Origin of the sequence: Mesorhizobium sp. M1252 (assembly GCF_040318265.1) — a bacterium.
Classification (GTDB): Bacteria; Pseudomonadota; Alphaproteobacteria; order Rhizobiales; family Rhizobiaceae; genus Mesorhizobium.
Window position 1 is genome coordinate 473,281 of record NZ_JAMYLX010000001.1, and the last position, 20,021, is coordinate 493,301.

A 20,021-nucleotide genomic window follows, 5' to 3' on the forward strand; every position below is an offset into this window, starting at 1 on the left:
GAAAACGAAAAAGCCAGTGGAATCAGTGTATAGAAGGGGTTTTCTCGAAATGAAAAATTATTCTGAAAAAATTGAAAAATGAAAACGACACTGGCATTGTCAACCAACCAACAATCTTGAGGAGGCTGGACATGGCCAGGATGCGCGCTGTCGATGCAGCGGTTCTCGTTCTCGAAAAGGAAGGCATTTCCTGCGGCTTCGGCGTGCCGGGCGCGGCGATCAATCCGTTCTATTCGGCGCTGAAGGCGAGGGGCTCGATCCGCCACATCCTGGCGCGGCATGTCGAGGCGGCCTCGCACATGGCCGAAGGTTATACGAGGGCCAAGGCGGGCAATATCGGGCTTTGCATCGGCACATCCGGCCCCGCCGGTACCGACATGATCACCGGGCTTTATTCGGCGGCGGCGGACTCCATCCCGATCCTGTGCATCACCGGTCAGGCGCCGCGGGCACGGCTCAACAAGGAGGATTTCCAGGCGGTCGATATCGCCGCCATAGCCGTACCCGTCGCCAAATGGGCGGTCACGGTCATGGAGCCCTATCTCGTGCCGATGGCGCTGCAGAAGGCGTTTCACCTGATGCGCTCGTCGCGGCCTGGTCCGGTGCTGATCGACCTGCCGGTCGATGTGCAACTGGCCGAGATCGAATTCGATATCGATGCCTACGTGCCGCTTGTCCCGTTCAAGCCGGCAATGTCGCGCGCCCAGGCCGAAAGGGCCTTGGCGATGCTCAATGCCGCGGAAAAGCCGCTGATCGTCGCCGGCGGCGGCATCATCAACGCCGATGTGTCGGATCTGTTGATCGAATTCGCCGAGATAACGGGCGTGCCGGTCATACCGACATTGATGGGCTGGGGCACGATCCCCGACGATCACCGGCTGATGGCCGGCATGTGCGGGCTGCAGACCTCGCACCGCTACGGCAATGCGACCATGCTGGAAGCCGATTTCGTCTTTGGCATCGGCAATCGCTGGGCCAACCGCCACACCGGTTCGGTCGATGTCTACACCAAGGGCAAGAAATTCATCCATGTCGACATCGAACCGACCCAGATCGGCCGGGTGTTCGCGCCGGATCTCGGCGTCGTCTCGGACGCCGGTGCGGCACTGAAGATGCTGCTCGACGTCGCCACCGAATGGAAGACGGCAGGAAAGCTGCGCGACTGGTCGGGCTGGGCGAAGGAATGCCAGACCCGCAAGAAGACGATGAAGCGCAAGACGCATTTCGAGCAGGTGCCGCTGAAGCCGCAGCGCGTCTATGAGGAGATGAACAAGTCGTTCGGCCGTGACACCACCTACGTCACCACGATCGGCCTCTCGCAGATCGCCGGGGCGCAGTTCCTGCATGTCTACAAGCCGCGCAACTGGATCAATTGCGGCCAGGCCGGCCCGCTCGGCTGGACGCTGCCGGCAGCGCTTGGCGTGCGCGCCGCCGATCCGGATCGCACCATCGTGGCGCTGTCGGGCGACTACGACTTCCAGTTCATGATCGAGGAACTGGCGGCCGGCGCACAGCACAAACTGCCGTATATCCATGTCGTCGTGAACAATGCCTATCTCGGCCTGATCCGCCAGGCGCAGCGCGGTTTTGCGATGGATTTCGAGGTGAGCCTGGCCTTCGAGAACGTCAACCGCGCCAACGATCCGGAGGCCGGCTACGGCGTCGATCATGTCGCGGTCGCAGAAGCGATGGGCTGCAAGGCGGTCCGGGTGCGCAAACCGGAAGAGTTCGCCGGCGCGTTCAAGGAAGCGCAGCGGCTGATGAAGGAATACCAGGTGCCGGTGGTGCTCGAATTCATCCTCGAGCGCGTCACCAACATTTCCATGGGCACGGAAATCGACAAGATCACCGAATTCGAGGACCTTGCCGAAAGCCATGAGGATGCGCCAACGGCGATTGTGTTGCTCGATTAGGCGCGCCGATATTCAGGTGAGACAGGCCTGCAAACGGCGCCTTCCTGCGCTTCCGGTGCTCACGTACAGAAAGTACGTTCCGCTCCGGTTTTCGAAAGTCACCGTTTTCGACTCTGCCCGACCTGAATCTCAACACGCCTAGGGCCAAGCAGAAGAAGGAGAAAAAGAATGCCGCGTTTTTCAGCCAATCTGTCGATGCTCTTTGGCGAGCATGAGTTCCTCGATCGCTTCGATGCCGCAGCCCGCGCCGGCTTCAAGGGCGTCGAATATATCGGCCCCTATGATCATGCGCCCGAGATCGTTGCGGCGCGGCTGAAGAAGAACGGCCTGAACCAGGTGCTTTTCAACCTGCCGGCCGGCGACTGGGGCAAGGGCGAGCGCGGCATCGCGGTGCTACCCGACCGCGTGCCGGAATTCCGGCAAGGCATCGCCAAGGCGATCAGCTATGCCCATGCGCTGGGCTGCGAGCAGGTCAATTGCCTCGCCGGCATCGCGCCGCAGGGCGTGGATCGTTCGGTGCTGGAAAATACCTTTGCCGAAAACCTGGCGTTTGCGGCCGAGAAACTGGAGCAGGCCGGCATCCGGCTTTTGATCGAGCCGATCAACACGCGTGACATCCCGGGCTTCTTCCTGAACTATTCGAACCAGGCGCTGGCGCTGATCGACCGCGTCGGCTCGAAGAACCTGTTCCTGCAATACGACATCTATCACATGCAGATCATGGAGGGGGATCTCGCCCGTACCATCAAGGCCAACCTCGGCCGCATCGCGCATATCCAGCTTGCGGACAATCCCGGCCGTCACGAGCCGGGGACGGGCGAGATCAATTATCCCTTCCTCTACGAGCAAATCGACAGGATCGGCTATTCCGGCTGGGTCGGAGCGGAATACAAACCGAAGGCGGGGACGGAGGCTGGGCTGGGGTGGTTTCGGGAGCTTAACGGGCAGGGGAGTGCTGCGGCTTAGCTGTTACGATTGAAGTCGCGTTCCTTCGCGCCCCCCTCTGGCCTGCCGGCCATCTCCCCCACAGGTGGGGAGATCAGACGTCATCCCGGCTTTCGCCAATCCCCAACATTGCAGGGTGAGCGAGGCGCCGAAACTGCCGATCTCCCCACAAGTGGGGGAGATGGCCGGCAGGCCAGAGGGGGGCGCGAAGGAACTCAGCCTCAACAAAGGAGACAACAATGGAAACCATCGGCTTCATCGGCCTCGGCATCATGGGCGCGCCGATGGCGGGGCATTTGCTGGATGCCGGCTACACCGTCATCGCCAGCGACCACCGCTCGAAGCCGCCGGCCGATCTCGTCGCCAAGGGCTTGAGAAGCATCACCGGCCACGCGGCAGTGGCCAAGGCCGCGGATATCGTCATCACAATGGTCCCAGACACGCCGCAGGTAGCCGAGGTGCTGTTCGGCGAGAACGGTGTCGCTTCCGGCCTGAGCAAGGGCAAGCTGGTCATCGACATGAGCTCGATCTCGCCGATCGAGACCAAGGTTTTCGCCAAGAAAATGAACGATCTCGGCTGCGACTATCTTGACGCGCCGGTGTCGGGCGGCGAGGTCGGCGCAAAGGCGGCGTCGCTGACCATCATGGTCGGCGGCGAGGACAAGGCGTTCGAGCGCGCCAAGCCCGTGTTCGAAAAGATGGGCAAGAACGTCACGCTTGTCGGCCCGAACGGCGTCGGCCAGACCACCAAGGTTGCCAACCAGATCGTCGTAGCCCTGACCATCGAGGCGGTCGCCGAGGCGCTGGTCTTTGCCGCAAAAGCCGGCGCCGACCCCGCCAAGGTCCGGCAGGCGCTGATGGGCGGGCTGGCGGCATCGCGCATCCTCGAGGTGCATGGCGAGCGCATGATAAAGCGCACCTTCGCGCCGGGCTTCCGCATCGAACTGCACCAGAAGGATCTCAGCCTGGCGCTGGAAGGCGCCAAGGCGCTCGGCGTCTCATTGCCCAACACCTCGACGACGCAGCAGCTGTTCAACTCGTGCGCGGCGAATGGGGGGGCGAAAGAGGATCATTCGGCGCTGGTGCGGGCGCTGGAGCGGATGGCGGGGCATGAAGTGGGTGAATAGTGAACGGTGACGGTAAGAACGCTTTCCATTCAGCATTCACTATTCACTTTCCAAGGAACTTCCGTGCCGCATAAAGGCTCACCGCCGCGGCGTTCGACACGTTGAGCGAGCGGATGGCGCCGGGCATGTCGAGGCGGGCGAGTGTCGTCACCGTCTCGCGCGTCTTCTGGCGCAGGCCCTTGCCTTCGGCGCCGAGCACCAGGGCTATCTTTTCGCCTGAAAAACTCGTTTCGAGTTCGGCCGGCCCGTCCGAATCGAGGCCGATGGTCTGGAAGCCGGCATCGTGCAGCTGTCCCAGCGCGTCGGCCAGGTTCTTCACCTCGATCTGGTCGATATGCTCCAGTGCGCCGGAGGCGGATTTGGCCAGCACGCCGGATTCCTGCGGGCTGTGGCGGGCCGTGGTGATCAGTGCGCCGGCGCCGAAGGCGACCGCCGAGCGCAATATGGCGCCGACATTGTGCGGGTCGGTGACCTGGTCGAGTACCAGCACCAGTTTCGTGTCGCCGAGCGTGTCGAGGCGTTTCGGCTTCAACGGTTCGGCTTCGATCAGCACGCCCTGATGCACGGCATCCGAACCGGTGATCTTGTCGATCTCCTTGGGCTCGACGAGTTCGGCCTTGAACGGCAAAGCGGCGAGGTCGGCGATCGCCAGCCGCTCGGCGGCATTGCGCGTCACCAGCATTTTACGGATCTTCCGCCGCGGATTGTCGAGCGCCGCGCGCACCGTATGCAGGCCATAGAGCCTGACCAGCCCGTCGGCGGCGTTTTCGCCCGGCGGCACCGGCTGGCGCGGCCGGAAGGCGGGCGCGCCGCCGGCCTTCTCGTCGCGATGGGCGCGGCGCAGCTTGGCGTAATGGGTGTCTTTGGCGGTCTTGGGCGTGTTGTCATTGCTCATGGCCGGCTTCTATAGCCGCGTCGCCGGGCTGTGGATACAGGCAGAAAGCCGGCTTGCCGGGCAGGCTGTCAAATTCAGCGCATTTTGCCTTGCGGTGCGGTTGACACCCACTGGCCTTGCCGCCATAAGGCGCTTCGCTGATTTCGGACAAAACCCTGGTTTCGACCTGATCGGCGAGAATGCCTCGTTGCAAGGCTTCGACGGCAGGCTGGAGAGGTGCCCGAGTGGTTAAAGGGGACGGACTGTAAATCCGTTAGCTTAGCTTACGTTGGTTCGAATCCAACCCTCTCCACCACTGCCAGCCCGCGAACCTTGAGGACGATGCGGGTATAGCTCAGTGGTAGAGCAGCAGCCTTCCAAGCTGAATATGCGGGTTCGATTCCCGCTACCCGCTCCAAACTCCCCACTCCGCATCAGATCTCAGCGAATATCTCCACAACGTTGCCGTCCGGATCGCGGAAGAACACTGTCCTGTGGCCTCATTCCTGGTCGGTGAGCGGCAGGACTGGCTGCACGCCCTTGGCCTGAAGCGCCTCGGCGCAAGCAGCGACCATCTCCGGCGCCACCCGGAATGCCAGCTGAAGCGACAGCGCATCCCGCTGCTGCGGCGTGTCGTTGAACATCATGCCGAGGCTGGTCAAGGCCAGCGTGTTCGGGCCGACCCGATATTCGATCCACCTGTCGCCGAGTTCGCGCTGCAGATCAAATTCCATCACATCCCCGTAGAAGTGCCGCATGGCGGCCATGTCGCGGGCGAAGATGACGGTGTAGTCGATCTGACGGATTTCATTGAGCGCATTCATTGTCGAAGTCCCGTGGGCAGATGTTCGATCGCCCGCAACCTAGCTTTCCTTTAAAGTAGTACAAGACTATAGCTTATACTGGTATTGGAGGTGACTGCATGCCATACGACGGCCCACGGCACGATGAGCTTGCCCGCTTCCTGCGCGAGCGGCGGGACCGCTTGCCGCGGATCGATGGCGCCAATGGCCGCCGCCGGGCGCCGGGCCTCAGGCGCGAAGAGGTCGCCGCCCAGGCGGGGATCAGCACCACCTGGTACACCTGGCTCGAGCAGGGACGGGAGGTGAACGCGTCGCCGCAGGTGCTTCGCTCGCTGGCGCGGGTGCTGAGACTGAGCCGGTCGGAGCAGGCCTATCTCTTCCAATTGGCGCGGCCCGATCTCGATTGGCGAAACCGGCTCGGCGCGCAAGGCCTGCCCAGCGCGCCGTTGCTCAGCCTGCTCGACGGGCTGGCGCCGCACCCGGCATATGTCGTCAATCGCTACTGGCAGGTCGTCGCCTGTAACCATCCGGCGGCGGTGCTGCTTGGGGATTTCGAGACGGATGATGAGTGGTCCGGCAGCCTGCTCGCCCGGCTGTTTCTCGACCTGGAATGGCGGCAGCGCTTTGTCGACTGGCCGGAGGTTTTGCGCTCGGCGGCGGCGCAGTTCCGGCTTGCCACTGTCGCCATGACTCGCGATCCGGTGCTGGCTGCGCTGGTTTCGTCACTGGAAGCGGCAAGCGAAGCGTTCGCCACGTGCTGGAACAGCCGCGACATCGCCGAGCCACCGATCTGGCGGAAATCCATCCGGCACCCTGTCGCCGGCGCGATGTCGTTCGATTTCGCCACGCTGCAGCCGGGCGGCCGCGACAGTGATTTCTCGGTTTCCGTCTACACGCCGGTCGATGCGTCGACTGCCAGGCGGTTCGCGGCGCTGGTCGCAGCAACGCCCGACAGCCGCAAGGCGGTGCCGGGCGTGTTTGCGCGTGATGCAGGCGCAGAAGTCTAGCTGTTGAAGGCGGACGCGACCTGGTGTTGCTGCGGCACCTGTCCGTTCGGCGTCAGTCTGTCGACAATGCCGGGCAGGGCTGTGGACAATTGCTTGAGCAACTCCTGCTCGTCCAGTCCGGTCCTTTGCGCGATCTCTCGAATGACCTGCGGGCCGATCGCCTTGCCGAGATCATTGGCGTTGATCGGCTGGTTCTGTCCGGTGCCGACCCAGGAGTCAGCGACATTGCCTTGGCCGGCAGTCTTGAGCTTGTCGAGCAGTCCGCCCAGTCCGCCAAGCAGGCCGCCATCCCCTGAGGCCGTGGTTCCGGTGGGGGCTGGCGTTTGAGGCTGGGCGGGCTCGCCCGTCTCTTCGGCACTCGTCTGTTCGGCGCTTCTGCCGCTCAGCATCTTTCCCACCAGCAGCGCGCCGAGCGCGATCATCAGCGGTTTGGTGATGTTGCCGCCAGGTACGGCATTGTCAAAAAGTCCCATAGGTCAATCCTCCATAACGACCAAGCCCGTCCCGCCGGCTACAATGGAGCATGCGGGCGGAAATTCAAGTTGGCTTGAGCTTTTGACAATCATGTGACCATGATCGGCCGGCGGGGGAATGGAGAGGAAAAATGGGCATTATCAGTTGGATCATCCTCGGCGTCATCGCCGGCTTTATCGGCAGCAAGATCGTCAACAAGACCGGCCAGGGCCTGATCATGGATATCGTGCTCGGCATTGTCGGCGCCATCGTCGGCGGGCTGATCTTCAGCGCCTTTGGCGCCACGGGCGTGACCGGCCTCAACATCTGGAGCCTGATCGTCGCCGTCATCGGCGCGGTGGTCGTGCTGTGGGCCTATCACCAGTTCTCCGGCAAGCGAACGCTTTAGGCACCAGTCTGCCGACTGGCTGACCGCAGGACGGCCAAACCTGCTTCGACGCGTTGACTTGAAGGTCAGGCGACGACGGTCAGCCTGCGTTTGCGTTCATCAAGCGAGACGATGGTCAGCCCGCTCGCGACCACCAGCAGGATGCCGCAGACCGCCAGGGCATTCGGGAACTGCCCGAATACCAGCACGCCTGAGATGACCGCCCAGACGGTAAAGCAGTAGTAGAACGGCGCCACCACGCCGGTCGGACCGACGCGATAGGCCATGAAGATGAAGAAATGGCCGAAGATCAGGAAGAATCCGGCGCCGGCCATGAGCAGCAGGTGCCGGGCTTCCGGCATCACCCAGCGCTCGGAAACGAGATGCGCGGCGCCCGCGCCGATCAGCACCACCACGACGGCGGAAATGGCGACGATCATGCCCGGCACTTCGGCCGCGACCCGCCTGCCGGCAAGATCGCGCGCCGCCGCCAATGCCGCGTTGCCGAGCGCCAGCAACGCATAGACCGAGATGCCCTGCATGGTCGGCTGGGCCACCATAAGCGCACCGATGAAGCCGAGCCCGATCAGCGCCATGCGCACGCCGCCGATCCGTTCGCCGAACAGGATGGAGGAGCCGACCAGCATCAAAAGCGGGGTGATCTGCCCGAGCGCGGTCGAATCGGCGATCTGCATGTTGGCCAGCGCCACGACGTAGCAAAGGATGGCCGCCAGCTCGAGCAGGTTGCGGCGCAGCACGCGTTTGTCGAAGATCAAAGGGATCTGCCTGCCATAGCCCAGCAGGAACAGCAGCGGCATGCCCCATAGCGTGGCCGCGACCCCGCGCAGGAACAGCACTTCATAGGACGGCAATCCCGCTGTGGCGAGCTTCATCATCGTGTCGTTGACGAGGTACGACCCCGTCGAAACGATCATGAACAGCGGGCCGCGTATGGAGGTCGGTATGAATTGCATGGGGCAACCAAATCAGACCGCCGCCGCAGCGGCAATGGGCCAGGCGCCGGCTGCACATCCGGCAGGCAAAGGCCAGGACATGGGCGGGACAGGACATGGGCGGGAATAGCAAACAGGTGCTGGAGCCCGCAGCCCCCATTTCATTTCCGTTCGCGCGTTCCTATATCAGCGCCACATCCCCGCAATCGGATCATCGGTTCGCACCGAGTGGACAGCGCACCCGGCCACAAGGCACTTGTGTTTTTCGGCCGTAGTCGCTAATCGCCCGCATTCGACTGAACTGAAGGTCAAGGCCGTCCAAGGAAAGAGACTATGGCAAAAGGTAAATTCGAGCGTAACAAGCCTCATGTGAACATTGGCACGATTGGCCACGTCGATCATGGCAAGACGTCGCTGACGGCGGCGATCACGAAGTATTTTGGCGAATACAAGCGCTACGACCAGATCGATGCGGCGCCCGAAGAGAAGGCCCGCGGCATCACGATTTCGACGGCGCACGTCGAATACGAGACGGCTGCGCGCCACTACGCCCATGTCGACTGCCCCGGCCACGCCGACTATGTGAAGAACATGATCACGGGCGCTGCGCAGATGGACGGCGCGATCCTGGTCGTGTCGGCCGCCGACGGCCCGATGCCGCAGACCCGCGAGCACATCCTGCTTGCCCGTCAGGTCGGCGTGCCGTCGATCGTGGTGTTCCTGAACAAGGTCGACCAGGTCGACGATGCCGAGCTGCTCGAACTGGTCGAGCTCGAGGTTCGCGAGCTTCTGTCGAAGAACGAGTTCCCCGGCGACGACATTCCGATCGTCAAGGGTTCGGCGCTGGCTGCTCTGGAAGATTCCAACAAGACCATCGGCGAAGATGCGATCCGCGAGTTGATGGCTGCGGTCGATGCCTATATCCCGACGCCGGTTCGTCCGCTGGACAAGCCGTTCCTGATGCCGATCGAAGACGTGTTCTCGATCTCGGGCCGTGGCACGGTCGTGACCGGCCGCGTCGAGCGCGGCATCGTCAAGGTCGGCGAGGAACTGGAAATCATCGGCATCCGCCCGACGACCAAGACGACCTGCACGGGCGTCGAGATGTTCCGCAAGCTGCTCGATCAGGGCCAGGCCGGCGACAACATCGGCGCGCTGCTGCGCGGCGTTGATCGTGAAGGCGTCGAGCGCGGCCAGGTTCTGGCCAAGCCCGGTACGGTGAAGCCGCACAAGAAGTTCGTGGCCGAAGCCTACATCCTGACCAAGGACGAAGGTGGCCGTCACACGCCGTTCTTCACCAACTACCGTCCGCAGTTCTACTTCCGCACGACCGACGTGACCGGCATCGTGTCGCTGCCGGAAGGCACGGAAATGGTTATGCCCGGCGACAACATCACGGTCGATGTCGAGCTGATCGTGCCGATCGCCATGGAAGAGAAGCTGCGCTTCGCCATCCGTGAAGGCGGCCGCACCGTCGGTGCCGGCATCGTCGTCACCATCAAAGAGTAATCGAGCCCGGCATCGCCGATCGAAACGGATAGGGGCGGCCCTCGGGCCGCCCTTTTTCGTTGGCCAGATGTGCCTGTTTTGGGGTCCCAATCTCTGTTGCAAGTCTGTGAGCCTCTACAGTATAGATTGCATTGAGGGCTTGGTCGGATGGTTCCACAGCACCGTTTGCATAGTCGGTCATGGTGGGCACTGGGGCTGATCTGCCTGGTGTCGATGTTTGCCATGGGCACTGCCGCCTTGGCGGCCGAGACAAAAAATTCAGAGCCGGATCCGGATCCGCCGATGCGGTTCGTCGTCGTGCGCAGCGACGCGGCGGGCTGTGAGCCGAGCTGTCCGGAATGGATATCGGCCGAGGGTGCGATATCGGCCAAGTCGCCGGCGCTGCTCAAGGCTGCCCTGAAAACGCTCGGCGGCCGCAAATTGCCGATCGTCATCAACTCTCCCGGCGGCGATGTCGATGCAGCCATCGCCATGGGCCGGATGATACGCAAGAACAAGCTCGACATCGCGGTCGGCAGGACCTGGTTCGTCGGCTGCGAGCCAGGGGTGAAAAACTGCAAGGAGAACGACGCCAGAGGCGCGCACTATATCGGCAGCCCCTATGTGCTCGGCAGCTATTGCGCATCCGCTTGTCCAATGATGCTGGCCGGCGGCACCAGGCGCCTGGTCGGGCCGCTGGCCTATCTCGGCGTCCACCAGATCACCACCACGATCGTGCAGATGAACGTGCAATATCAGGTCCGCTACCGGATCGTGAAAGGCAAGAAGCGGGTCATCAGCAAGAAGGTCGTCAGCCGCAAGAACACCGGCAGCTACAAGACCTACGAGATGAGCAAGGGGGTGGAGCGCAAGCTGTCCGCCTATTTCAAGGAGATGGGTGTCGACCTCAGCATCATCGAGACGATGAAGAGCACGCCGGCCAGCGACATCCAGCAGATCGACCTCAGCGACATGCTGACAATGAAGCTGGTCACCAGCGAAGACGCTGCAGATCTGCTGACCAGCGCAAGCCTGTGCAGGCTGGACCTTCCGGCTCCGAATTGCCGGGAAATACCGGCGAACAAGCCAGCCGGCGGCCTGCCGGATGTGGCAAAGGCTGCGCCGCTGCCGGTGAAGCCGGAGAGCGCGCCGCACGATGACGGCATGCGCTTTGTCGTGGTTCGCGGCAGCAACCCGCTCTGCAATCCCGACTGCCCGGAATGGATTGCAGCGCAAGGCGCGATTACGCCCCAGACGCCGCAGAAACTCAGCCAATTGCTCGCCACGCTTGGCAACCGGCGGCTGCCGGTGGTGATCAGCTCGCGAGGCGGCGACCTCTCCGGCGCCCTGGCGGCGGGCCGGATCATCCATGAAAAGAAGCTCGACGTTGCCGTTGCCCGCACCGATTTCGTCGGCTGCGACCCGGCAGAGTGGAATTGCCTGGCCAGGGAAGGCGCCTATGCCGGGCTGAGCGTCGATGGCGACGGCGACTGCGATTCGGCCTGCGCGCTCATGCTGGCCGGTGGCGCCAGGCGGCTTGTCGGTACCCAGGCGCGGCTCAGCCTCTATCTGATGGGGCAGAAGCAGGCGGTCAAGTCCTACCTCGACGAGATGGCGATCAGCCCCGCTTTGTTCAGGGCGCTCCAGGGCAGTTCGGTCGAGCGCCAGCTCGAACCCGACATGATGCTGAAGGTTGGCCTGACGACCGGGCGCCAGTCGGTGGATGCGCTGACGGGTTCCAGCATCTGCAAGTCGGCGCCGAAACCTGAGAATTGCCGCGTGGTGCCGTCGTCCAATGGCTGATCGCGCCTATCGTCATGGAAGAGAAGCCTTGCTTCGCCTTCCGTGAAGGCGGCCGCACCGTCGTGCCGGCGTCGTCATCACCATCGAGAAATAGTCGAGCCGGTGTCAGCCGGATCGACCAGGAGAGGGCGGTCTTTTGGGCTGCCTTTTTGTTTCCGGCGTTGCGCGGCACAAGTATTGCACGGTTGGTCAAAGCTATTGCAAGCACCGTCGCCGCAACTATTATGGATTGCATTGAGGGGTTTGCCGGGCGTGGTTTGGGGACACCGTTCAGACAATGCTGCAAGGTGGCGGCGCGGGCTGGTTCGGCTGGCGACGGTGGCCGCGATGGCGATGGCTGCCTTCGCCGCGAAGGCCGAGGATGCCGCCCCCGGGACATGGCAGACATTGCTCCCTCTGCAGGGAGTGCCCTATCCGACGAATGATCCGACGATATGGTCCGAGGATCGCTCGGAGATGAAGTTTGTCGTCGCGCGCAGCAACGCACCGGGCTGCGAGCCCAATTGTCCGGAGTGGATCTCCGCCGAAGGCGACATCGCAGCCGGCACGCCAGCCCTGCTCAAGCGCACCTTGAAGAAGCTAGGCAGTCGCAAACTGCCGATTATCGTCAATTCCTTTGGCGGCAACGTCAATGCAGCGCTCGAACTTGGCCGGATAATCCGCAAGAACAAGCTCGATATCGCCGTAGGCAAGACCGAGTTTTCCGACTGTTGGCCCGGGACGGATGGTTGTGGTTTTAGTTACGGCAAAGGTTCCGCCTATCTCGGCCGGGCGTCTGATGGCGCCAGCTGCAACTCCGCCTGTCCGCTGATGTTTGCCGGTGGCGTCCGCCGCGTGGCCGGCGGCTGGAACTATCTGGGTGTTCACCAGATCACGACCACCTGGTTCCCCTCCACCACGCACTACCGGACCACATATCGCGTCAAACGGGGCAAAAAATATCGGGTCACCACGCAAACGGTCACTCAAGGTGAAAGCTACAAGACCTATGAGATGAGCAAGGGGTACGCGAGAAAGATCTCGGCCTATCTCCGAGAGATGGGTATCGGGCAGGGCGTGCTGGACTTGATGAAGGCGACGCCGGCGAGCGACATCAGGCAGATCGGCCTCCACGATATGCTGACGATGAAACTGGCGACCAGCACGGACACTCTGGACCTGTTTACCAGAGCAAGTTTGTGCATGTTCGACCCGCCGGCTCCGAACTGCCGGGAAATACCGGGAAACAAGCCAGCCGGCGGACAAACGCCCGTGGCCAAGCCGGCCGTGGTGGCTGCGATCAAGGCAAAGACCGGCCCCCCACTTTCTCAGGCGGCCAAGGCTCCAGCTCCCAAGCCGTTGCAGGCAGCGCCAGGGAATTCGACGCCAGATATGCGCTTCGTTGTCGTTCGCGGCAGAGACTCGCTCTGCAATCCCGATTGCCCGGAATGGATCTCGGCGGAAGGCGCGATGACGCCTCAGACCCCGCAAAAGTTGCGCCAGTTGCTCGACACCCTTGGCAACCGGCGGCTGCCGGTGGTGATCAGCTCACAGGGGGGCAGCCTGTTCAGCGCTCTGGCCGCGGGAAGGCTTATCCATGAACGGAAGCTCGACGTCGCCGTCGCTCGCACCACTATCGTCGGCTGCGACCCGCCCGAGGCAGGCTGCTTGGCCGATAACGGTGCCTATGTCGGGCTGATTAGCGATTTTGGAGTGGAGTGCGATTCGGCCTGCGCGCTCATGCTTGCCGCCGGCGCCAAAAGGCTGGTCGATCCCAAGGCGAGGCTCAGCATGTCCTCGAGGGGATAGACGCAGTTGGTTAAAGCCTACCTGGAGGAGATGGAGATGGACCCAGCTCTGTTCGCCGCGATAGGCTCGGTCGAGCGTCAGCTCGAGCCCGACATGATGCTCAAAGTCGGGCTGACAACCGGGCCGGAGTCGGTGGAGGCGCTAACTGGCCCCGCTATTTGCAAAACCTCACCCAAGCCCGACAACTGTTTGCTTCCGCCGACAGCCAAGGCCGAGTCGCCCGCCAAACTGTAGGCATCGCAGAAACTGGCCATCGAGGCAGGTTGAGCCATGCCCGATTTCTCCGCTATCGTCGTGGCAGGCGTCGCCCGGGGGAGGATCGAGAATGAGCCAGGATATCCCGACACTCTACGAATGGGCCGGCGGCATCGAAGCCCTCAATCGGCTGACGGAAACCTTTTACGACAAGGTGTCCCGCGACCCGGTGGTCGGCCCGGTGTTCAAACACATGTCGCCGGATCATCCCGCGCATGTCGCGGCCTTTATCGGCGAGGTTTTTGGCGGGCCGAAGACCTACAGCGAGAAATTTGGCGGTCACCGCGAGATGGTCATGCATCATCTCGGCAAGCATTTGACGGAGGAACAGCGCCGCCGCTGGATCAGCCTGCTTGCCGATGCCGCCGATGCGGTCGGGTTGCCGGACGATCCCGAATTCCGCTCCGCCTTCATCGGCTATGTCGAATGGGGATCGCGGCTGGCCAAGATGAACTCTGCCCTCGGCGAGACTTGCGACCCGCAGACCGAACCGATGCCGGCCTGGGGCTGGGGCGTGCCGGGCGGGCCGTACAAGCCGCCGGCCGGGGGCTGAGCGCCGGCATGCGGCTTCAGGCAGGCGAAAAATCGAGATAGGCAGGGACGGGCTGGTCATCACCTATCCGGATTTCCGGCAAAGGATCTGAAAGCGCGTCAGACAACTCTTTACAGCGCGCCCGGAAGCTTTTAGGAAGCGCCTGCGCTGAAACGCGCGTACGGGCATAGCTCAGTTGGTAGAGCGGCGGTCTCCAAAACCGCAGGTCGTAGGTTCGAGCCCTGCTGCCCGTGCCATTTTCCTTGTTGGAATCCGGCATTTTAGAAACGCCTTGTTTTGGCTCCTCGTTTGGTTGGGCTGAAGCCGCGTACTCACGAGCCCATCCGACGTTCCGAAGGCATGCGCAGAGCGAGAGCGCTGATGCGCAATGCCGAAGTCGGCGTATTTCCACGAACCGATTTCCTTGATCCAACTGCCATTGGCGAGCCAATTGCCGTTTGCGTTCACAATTCAGAATAGGCCTATTTTGCTGCCGCCGGCTGCTTTTCAGCGGCTGCGAATTATTGGAAGCGGGATGCTGGCCTGGCTTCTGGAATTTTTTTGAACAGGGGTCTTGAACCGGTTTTCAGCCCTTCCCAATTCGTTTCCCGCCGAGGCCGATTGGCTTGGCAAAAAATGGCGGCGCCGCACGGGGCGGCGTCCTTGTACCCATGTTGCTTCAAGGAGGATGTGGCTATGAGAACCTTTGATACTCTCTATCGCAGCACCGTCGGTTTCGACCGTCTTTTCGACATGCCCGACAATGGTACGCGGCCCGACTGGCCACCCTATAACATCGAGAAGGTCGACGAGAACGATTACCGTATCTCGATGGCCATCGCGGGCTTCAGCCAGGATGAGGTTGAGCTGACCCAGCATGGACCCGAACTGGTCGTGGCAGGCCAGAAGGCTGATGACCAGAGCGGACGCCAGCTGCTGCACCAGGGCATCGCCTACCGCAGTTTCAGGCAGACGTTCAAGCTTGCCGACCACATGAAGATCAAGGCAGCAAACCTTGAGAACGGTCTCCTGACCATCGACATCGTCCGTGAGATTCCCGAAGAGCTGAAGCCTCGCCGCATTAGCATCGGGGCCGGCGACGCCCAGGTGGGCAAGCAGATCGCCCAGGATACGGAACGCACCCGCAAAGCGGCCTGATCGTATCGATTCAGTTATCCCTGCGGTCCGCCTCCCGGCTTCGGCCGGGAGGCCCAGATTGCGGAGAATGGAGATGGACAACTTCTACGAGACACCGACACTTTCTGCGGCACGCTCGGGCAAAATTGAAACTTCTTTGTGCTTGCTCGACAATCCAGACAACGTCATCAACCATCCACGCCTCAGCAGTGGAGAAAAGCGGGCACTGCTTTCCTCGTGGGCGTCCGATGCCTGCGCGGTGGAAAACCAGCCTGCCTTGCGCCGCCTGGACAACGGCACGGTAATCCCTGTCGACCAGATTCTGAGTGCGTTGAAGGCTCTGGATGAGAAACCCACGCTGGGGAAAGAGACTTCAGGCCGGGTGCTGCCTTGGCGACCCCCCTCGCGCCGCAGCGTTCTCAAGGCTTGGCGGCGTCGGGGCCGTTCTTTCGGCCCCGACGATGACGACGACCCGCCCCCGTGCCCGGCAGTGATCGCGCCGCGCCCACGCCCACCATGCGGAATGGGCGCAGTGGCCGGGGTCGAACTCGCCTGTGCCTAACTAACCCTGGGTTGATCCAGCTGCCTCGGCATGGGCAGCTGGATTCCAATCTTGCGTGCGCTTCATTTGGTTTCCAAAACAGCAGGTCGCAGGTTCGTCCGCAACGCCATTTCCTCGAACTTGTAATCGCGTGCCTGATTTCCGGATCCACCTCCTGGAATTGGGGTCCGGCATTGAAAAAGGGCAGGTGGCTTGCCATATTGGGCGAACTGAGGCATAAGGCCCCGATAGCCGGGACGGGACGACTGGATGGTTCCGAGGCGGCGTTTGGTCATAAAGCGGACACTTGCCACTTGCGTGGATCAAGAATCGGTTTTATGTAGACACAACAGACACGCGACGCGTGGAGCTGGGAAGCCGGCTTTACGCGTCCGATTTGCATGGGCGAAATGGCGCTGATTCGGCGCCGACTTGAACCCAGGCGGCACGTCCCGGCCAGCGGGATCATCCAGGAGACCCGGCCAACGGGTCTTGAAGACAGAGCGGCATATGGCTTCGAAAACCACAAATCCTTTCGTCTTTCTCCAGCAGGTTCGCGCGGAAACCGCCAAGGTGACTTGGCCGTCGCGCCGGGAGACGATGATCTCGACGGTGATGGTGCTCGTATTCGCGGTCATCGCGATGATCTTTTTCTTCACCGCCGACGTGGCCATGGGCTACGCGATCGAGCGGTTACTGAGCCTCGGCCATTAAGTCCGGCGATTACGGAGAAGTCTTGAAATGACCGCGCGCTGGTACATCGTCCACGCCTATTCGAACTTCGAAAAGAAGGTCGCTGAGGACATTGAGAACAAGGCCAAGCAGAAGGGCCTGTCCGCCGATATCGAACAGATCGTGGTGCCGACCGAGAAGGTCGTCGAGATCCGCCGCGGCCGCAAGGTCGATGCCGAGCGCAAGTTCTTTCCGGGCTATGTGTTGCTCAAGGCCAATCTGACCGATGCGGTGTTCTCGCTGGTCAAGAACACGCCGAAGGTCACCGGCTTCCTCGGTGACTCCAAGCCGGTGCCGATCACCGAAGCCGAGGCGCAGCGCATCCTGAACCAGGTTCAGGAAGGCGTCGAGCGGCCGAAGCCCTCGGTCACTTTCGAGATCGGCGAGGCGATCCGCGTTTCGGATGGCCCGTTCGCCTCGTTCAACGGTTTCGTCCAGGAAGTGGACGAGGAGCGGGCGCGGCTCAAGGTGGAAGTATCGATCTTCGGGCGCGCCGTGCCGGTCGATCTGGAATTCGGACAGGTCGAAAAGGGCTGATCCGAAAACCCTGCGCCGGTTCGCCGGCAAGGGGAGGCGGCGCGGAAAGCGCGCGGCCATGAACGGGTGGGAGGCGAATGCGGCTTTAGCCGGCCGCGCGGACCGCACCACCAGACTGCAACCGCCGGTGTTCCCGATACTGGGGCCGGCATGAGATAAAGGCAGGAAAGAGATGGCTAAGAAAATTGCAGGCCAGCTCAAGCTCCAGGTCAAAGCGGGATCGGCTACGCCGTCTCCGCCGATCGGCCCGGCACTTGGCCAGCGCGGCATCAACATCATGGAATTCTGCAAGGCGTTCAACGCGCAGACCCAGGAAATGGAAAAGGGATCGCCGATCCCGGTCGTCATCACCTATTACCAGGACAAGTCCTTCACCTTCGTCATGAAGACGCCGCCGGTGAGCTACTTCCTGAAAAAGGCGGCGAACTTGACGTCAGGTTCGAAAGAGCCGGGCAAGATCAAGGCCGGCACGATCGGCCGCGACAAGGTGCGCGCCATCGCCGAACAGAAGATGAAGGATCTGAACGCAAACGACGTCGAGGCGGCCATGCGCATGGTCGAGGGCTCCGCCCGCTCGATGGGTCTGGAAGTGGTGGGCTGAGATCATGGCAAAGATTGCAAAGCGTGTATCGAAGTCCCGCGACGGCATCGACCCCAACAAGGCCTATGCCCTTGGTGAGGCGCTGAAGCTGCTCAAGGACCGTTCGACGGTGAAGTTCGACGAGACCATCGAAGTGGCGATGAACCTCGGCGTCGACCCGCGCCATGCCGACCAGATGGTCCGCGGCGTGGTCAACCTGCCGAACGGCACGGGCCGCTCGGTCCGCGTCGCCGTGTTCGCACGTGGCGGCAAGGCCGATGAGGCTCGCGCCGCCGGCGCCGACATCGTCGGTGCCGAGGATCTGGTCGACATCGTCCAGAAGGGCACGATCGACTTCGATCGCTGCATCGCCACGCCGGACATGATGCCGCTGGTCGGCCGTCTGGGCAAGGTGCTGGGCCCGCGCGGCATGATGCCGAACCCGAAGGTCGGCACCGTCACCACCGACGTCGCCGCCGCCGTCAAGGCATCGAAGGGCGGCGCTGTCGAGTTCCGCGTCGAGAAGGCCGGCATCGTTCATGCCGGCGTCGGCAAGGTCTCGTTCGACGTCAAGGCGCTGGAAGAAAACGTCCGCGCCTTCGCCGATGCCGTGACCAAGGCAAAGCCGGCTGGCGCCAAGGGCAACTACGTCAAGAAGGTGTCGGTCACCTCGACGATGGGCCCGGGCCTCAAGCTCGACGTCTCGACGCTCGCAGCGTCTTGATACGAACATCTGGATCGGCTGCCAAGGCGCTGATCCGCAAGTGAATTCCGGGCCTCCGACTTGTCGGCGGCCCGGTACCGGAAGTCGAGAGGCTTCCGGACATCCTGTCCGAGATTGCAGGCGGCCCAGAAGCCTTAATTGAATTGGGCCTGCATGAGACGGGTGAAAACCGGACAACGGAGCGACAAGCTCCAATGAAAGGTTCGAACCGTGTTTGCCTTTTGTCTGCGCATCTCCGGCTTGCCGTCGATGTGGCGAAAGGGGGCAGGATCCTCGAGCGTCGTTCGGGAGATCTGTAATGGATGGCCCGGCCGGCAAAAAGGCAACCCGACGCCTGTCCCACTAGCGGGGCAGGGGTCAACTGGAGATAGGCAGTGGACAGAGCGGAAAAACGCGAACTCGTCACGGGCCTGAATGGTGCTTTTGCAGGCGCTGGTTCAGTCGTCGTGGCCCACTACGCCGGTATCACCGTCGCGCAAATGAACGACCTTCGGTCGAAAATGCGCGCTGCCGGTGGCACCGTCAAAGTCGCGAAGAACCGTCTCGCCAAAATCGCTCTTCAGGGCACGGACTCCGCATCGATCATCGACCTGTTCAAGGGACAGACGCTGATCGCTTATTCGGAGGATCCGATTGCGGCGCCGAAGGTCGCGTCCGATTTCGCCAAGGGAAATGACAAGTTGGTCATTCTCGGCGGCGCAATGGGCACCACCTCGCTCAACGCCGACGGTGTGAAGGCACTCGCCACACTTCCGTCGCTCGATGAGCTGCGCGCCAGGCTGGTTGGCATGATCGCCACGCCGGCAACCCGGATCGCCCAGATCGTCAATGCGCCAGCGGCTTCGGTCGCGCGCGTCATCGGCGCTTACGCCCGGAAGGACGAGGCGGCATGAGGCCGTTCCTCGCTATCACAAACACACGTTCGAACCTGATGAAGGAATACAACAATGGCTGATCTGGCAAAGATCGTAGACGACCTTTCGAAGCTGACCGTCCTCGAGGCGGCCGAGCTGTCGAAGCTTCTGGAAGAAAAGTGGGGCGTTTCGGCTGCTGCTCCGGTGGCGGTTGCCGCTGCCGGCGGCGCTGCCGCTGCTGCTGCTCCGGCTGAGGAAAAGACGGAATTCGACGTCGTCCTCACCGAGGCAGGCGCTCAGAAGATCAACGTCATCAAGGAAGTCCGCGCCATCACCGGCCTGGGCCTCAAGGAAGCCAAGGATCTGGTCGAAGCAGCTCCGAAGCCGGTCAAGGAAGCCGTTTCCAAGGCTGACGCTGAGAAGTTCAAGGCCCAGCTGGAAGCAGCCGGCGCCAAGGTCGACCTGAAGTAAGCGTAAAAGCGGCGGGCGGCCTCGCGCCGTCCGCCACTCCCTTCATCAGAGGGGAGGATGCGTAGCGCGAGATGTACGAGAACCTCTTTCCTGAGGGCCGAAACCGGCCTTCAGGA

23 protein-coding genes and 3 tRNA genes are annotated in these 20,021 nt (G+C 62.3%); 22 read left to right on the top strand and 4 right to left on the bottom strand.

Annotated features, from left to right (window positions below; translation table 11 throughout):
* The first annotated feature begins 131 nt into the window (after positions 1–131).
* The 3 genes from gcl to NKH22_RS02345 all read left to right on the top strand — a co-directional run bounded on the left by gcl (position 132) and on the right by NKH22_RS02345 (position 3,985).
* Positions 132–1,913, top strand: a complete 1,782-nt coding sequence (gene gcl / locus NKH22_RS02335) for a glyoxylate carboligase (RefSeq protein WP_352908883.1) — start codon at positions 132–134, stop codon at positions 1,911–1,913.
* 168 nt (positions 1,914–2,081) lie between these two features.
* Positions 2,082–2,879 (top strand): hydroxypyruvate isomerase, encoded by a 798-nt coding sequence (hyi, locus tag NKH22_RS02340; RefSeq protein ID WP_352807775.1) that lies wholly within the window; start codon positions 2,082–2,084, stop codon positions 2,877–2,879.
* A 218-nt stretch (positions 2,880–3,097) separates the two neighbouring features.
* Complete coding sequence (locus NKH22_RS02345; RefSeq protein WP_352908885.1) at positions 3,098–3,985, top strand: 2-hydroxy-3-oxopropionate reductase; 888 nt, start codon at positions 3,098–3,100, stop codon at positions 3,983–3,985.
* A 43-nt stretch (positions 3,986–4,028) separates the two neighbouring features.
* Here the strand turns inward: NKH22_RS02345 and NKH22_RS02350 are convergent, their stop codons facing one another.
* Complete coding sequence (locus NKH22_RS02350) at positions 4,029–4,880, bottom strand: TrmH family RNA methyltransferase (RefSeq protein WP_352908887.1); 852 nt, start codon at positions 4,878–4,880, stop codon at positions 4,029–4,031.
* Here NKH22_RS02350 and NKH22_RS02355 point away from each other — a divergent pair.
* The 3 genes from NKH22_RS02355 (at position 4,873) to NKH22_RS02365 (ending at position 5,277) form a co-directional block, all read left to right on the top strand.
* A complete protein-coding gene (locus NKH22_RS02355; RefSeq protein WP_155929598.1) occupies positions 4,873–5,112 on the top strand; it encodes a hypothetical protein in 240 nt (79 codons plus the stop codon). The two genes, NKH22_RS02350 and NKH22_RS02355, sit on opposite strands and share 8 nt — an antisense overlap.
* A tRNA-Tyr gene (locus NKH22_RS02360) sits at positions 5,091–5,175 on the top strand. The genes NKH22_RS02355 and NKH22_RS02360 overlap by 22 nt, the downstream gene beginning before the upstream one ends.
* A 28-nt stretch (positions 5,176–5,203) precedes the next feature.
* Positions 5,204–5,277, top strand: a tRNA-Gly gene (locus NKH22_RS02365).
* Positions 5,278–5,359: 82 nt separating this feature from the next.
* Here the strand turns inward: NKH22_RS02365 and NKH22_RS02370 are convergent.
* Positions 5,360–5,683, bottom strand: a complete 324-nt coding sequence (locus NKH22_RS02370) for a VOC family protein (RefSeq protein WP_306413607.1) — start codon at positions 5,681–5,683, stop codon at positions 5,360–5,362.
* A gap of 98 nt (positions 5,684–5,781) precedes the next feature.
* Between NKH22_RS02370 and NKH22_RS02375 the strand changes: the two genes are divergently transcribed.
* Complete coding sequence (locus tag NKH22_RS02375) at positions 5,782–6,669, top strand: helix-turn-helix transcriptional regulator (protein ID WP_023725777.1); 888 nt, start codon at positions 5,782–5,784, stop codon at positions 6,667–6,669.
* Here the strand turns inward: NKH22_RS02375 and NKH22_RS02380 are convergent.
* The gene (locus tag NKH22_RS02380; RefSeq protein ID WP_023681465.1) at positions 6,666–7,142 is read right to left on the bottom strand and encodes a YidB family protein; all 477 of its coding nucleotides are present in this window, start codon (positions 7,140–7,142) and stop codon (positions 6,666–6,668) included. The genes NKH22_RS02375 and NKH22_RS02380 overlap by 4 nt on opposite strands.
* A gap of 131 nt (positions 7,143–7,273) precedes the next feature.
* Here NKH22_RS02380 and NKH22_RS02385 point away from each other — a divergent pair, with 131 nt between their 5' ends.
* Positions 7,274–7,531: a GlsB/YeaQ/YmgE family stress response membrane protein gene (locus NKH22_RS02385; RefSeq protein WP_023667446.1), complete on the top strand. Its 258-nt coding sequence runs from the start codon at positions 7,274–7,276 to the stop codon at positions 7,529–7,531.
* Between the two features lie 65 nt (positions 7,532–7,596).
* On the opposite strand, the gene NKH22_RS02390 is transcribed toward NKH22_RS02385, so the two are convergent.
* A complete protein-coding gene (locus NKH22_RS02390; RefSeq protein WP_023681464.1) occupies positions 7,597–8,484 on the bottom strand; it encodes a DMT family transporter in 888 nt (295 codons plus the stop codon).
* A gap of 312 nt (positions 8,485–8,796) precedes the next feature.
* Between NKH22_RS02390 and tuf the strand changes: the two genes are divergently transcribed.
* The 14 genes from tuf (at position 8,797) to rplL (ending at position 19,905) form a co-directional block, all read left to right on the top strand.
* Positions 8,797–9,972 (top strand): elongation factor Tu, encoded by a 1,176-nt coding sequence (gene tuf / locus NKH22_RS02395; protein ID WP_023723394.1) that lies wholly within the window; start codon positions 8,797–8,799, stop codon positions 9,970–9,972.
* A gap of 147 nt (positions 9,973–10,119) precedes the next feature.
* Complete coding sequence (locus tag NKH22_RS02400; protein ID WP_352500703.1) at positions 10,120–11,754, top strand: COG3904 family protein; 1,635 nt, start codon at positions 10,120–10,122, stop codon at positions 11,752–11,754.
* 327 nt (positions 11,755–12,081) lie between these two features.
* A complete protein-coding gene (locus NKH22_RS02405) occupies positions 12,082–13,542 on the top strand; it encodes a hypothetical protein (RefSeq protein WP_352908890.1) in 1,461 nt (486 codons plus the stop codon).
* A gap of 6 nt (positions 13,543–13,548) precedes the next feature.
* Complete coding sequence (locus tag NKH22_RS02410; protein WP_352764492.1) at positions 13,549–13,776, top strand: hypothetical protein; 228 nt, start codon at positions 13,549–13,551, stop codon at positions 13,774–13,776.
* Between the two features lie 91 nt (positions 13,777–13,867).
* Complete coding sequence (locus NKH22_RS02415; protein WP_023823284.1) at positions 13,868–14,350, top strand: group II truncated hemoglobin; 483 nt, start codon at positions 13,868–13,870, stop codon at positions 14,348–14,350.
* A gap of 160 nt (positions 14,351–14,510) precedes the next feature.
* Positions 14,511–14,586, top strand: a tRNA-Trp gene (locus tag NKH22_RS02420).
* A 439-nt stretch (positions 14,587–15,025) separates the two neighbouring features.
* Positions 15,026–15,487 carry an Hsp20 family protein gene (locus NKH22_RS02425; protein WP_023737200.1) on the top strand — a complete coding sequence of 154 codons (462 nt, stop codon included), beginning with the start codon at positions 15,026–15,028 and terminating at the stop codon, positions 15,485–15,487.
* Between the two features lie 73 nt (positions 15,488–15,560).
* Entirely contained in the window at positions 15,561–16,028 is a 468-nt protein-coding gene (locus tag NKH22_RS02430) for a hypothetical protein (RefSeq protein ID WP_352908892.1), read from the top strand.
* 489 nt (positions 16,029–16,517) lie between these two features.
* On the top strand, positions 16,518–16,721 hold the full coding sequence (gene secE, locus NKH22_RS02435; RefSeq protein WP_023667439.1) for a preprotein translocase subunit SecE: 204 nt from the start codon (positions 16,518–16,520) through the stop codon (positions 16,719–16,721).
* A gap of 27 nt (positions 16,722–16,748) precedes the next feature.
* Complete coding sequence (gene nusG, locus NKH22_RS02440) at positions 16,749–17,276, top strand: transcription termination/antitermination protein NusG (RefSeq protein ID WP_006333333.1); 528 nt, start codon at positions 16,749–16,751, stop codon at positions 17,274–17,276.
* A gap of 172 nt (positions 17,277–17,448) precedes the next feature.
* Positions 17,449–17,877: a 50S ribosomal protein L11 gene (gene rplK / locus NKH22_RS02445; RefSeq protein WP_006333334.1), complete on the top strand. Its 429-nt coding sequence runs from the start codon at positions 17,449–17,451 to the stop codon at positions 17,875–17,877.
* Between the two features lie 4 nt (positions 17,878–17,881).
* Entirely contained in the window at positions 17,882–18,580 is a 699-nt protein-coding gene (rplA, locus tag NKH22_RS02450) for a 50S ribosomal protein L1 (protein WP_023667438.1), read from the top strand.
* A gap of 374 nt (positions 18,581–18,954) precedes the next feature.
* On the top strand, positions 18,955–19,473 hold the full coding sequence (gene rplJ / locus NKH22_RS02455; protein ID WP_023667437.1) for a 50S ribosomal protein L10: 519 nt from the start codon (positions 18,955–18,957) through the stop codon (positions 19,471–19,473).
* A gap of 54 nt (positions 19,474–19,527) precedes the next feature.
* The gene (rplL, locus tag NKH22_RS02460) at positions 19,528–19,905 is read left to right on the top strand and encodes a 50S ribosomal protein L7/L12 (protein WP_023667436.1); all 378 of its coding nucleotides are present in this window, start codon (positions 19,528–19,530) and stop codon (positions 19,903–19,905) included.
* Positions 19,906–20,021: the final 116 nt, after the last annotated feature.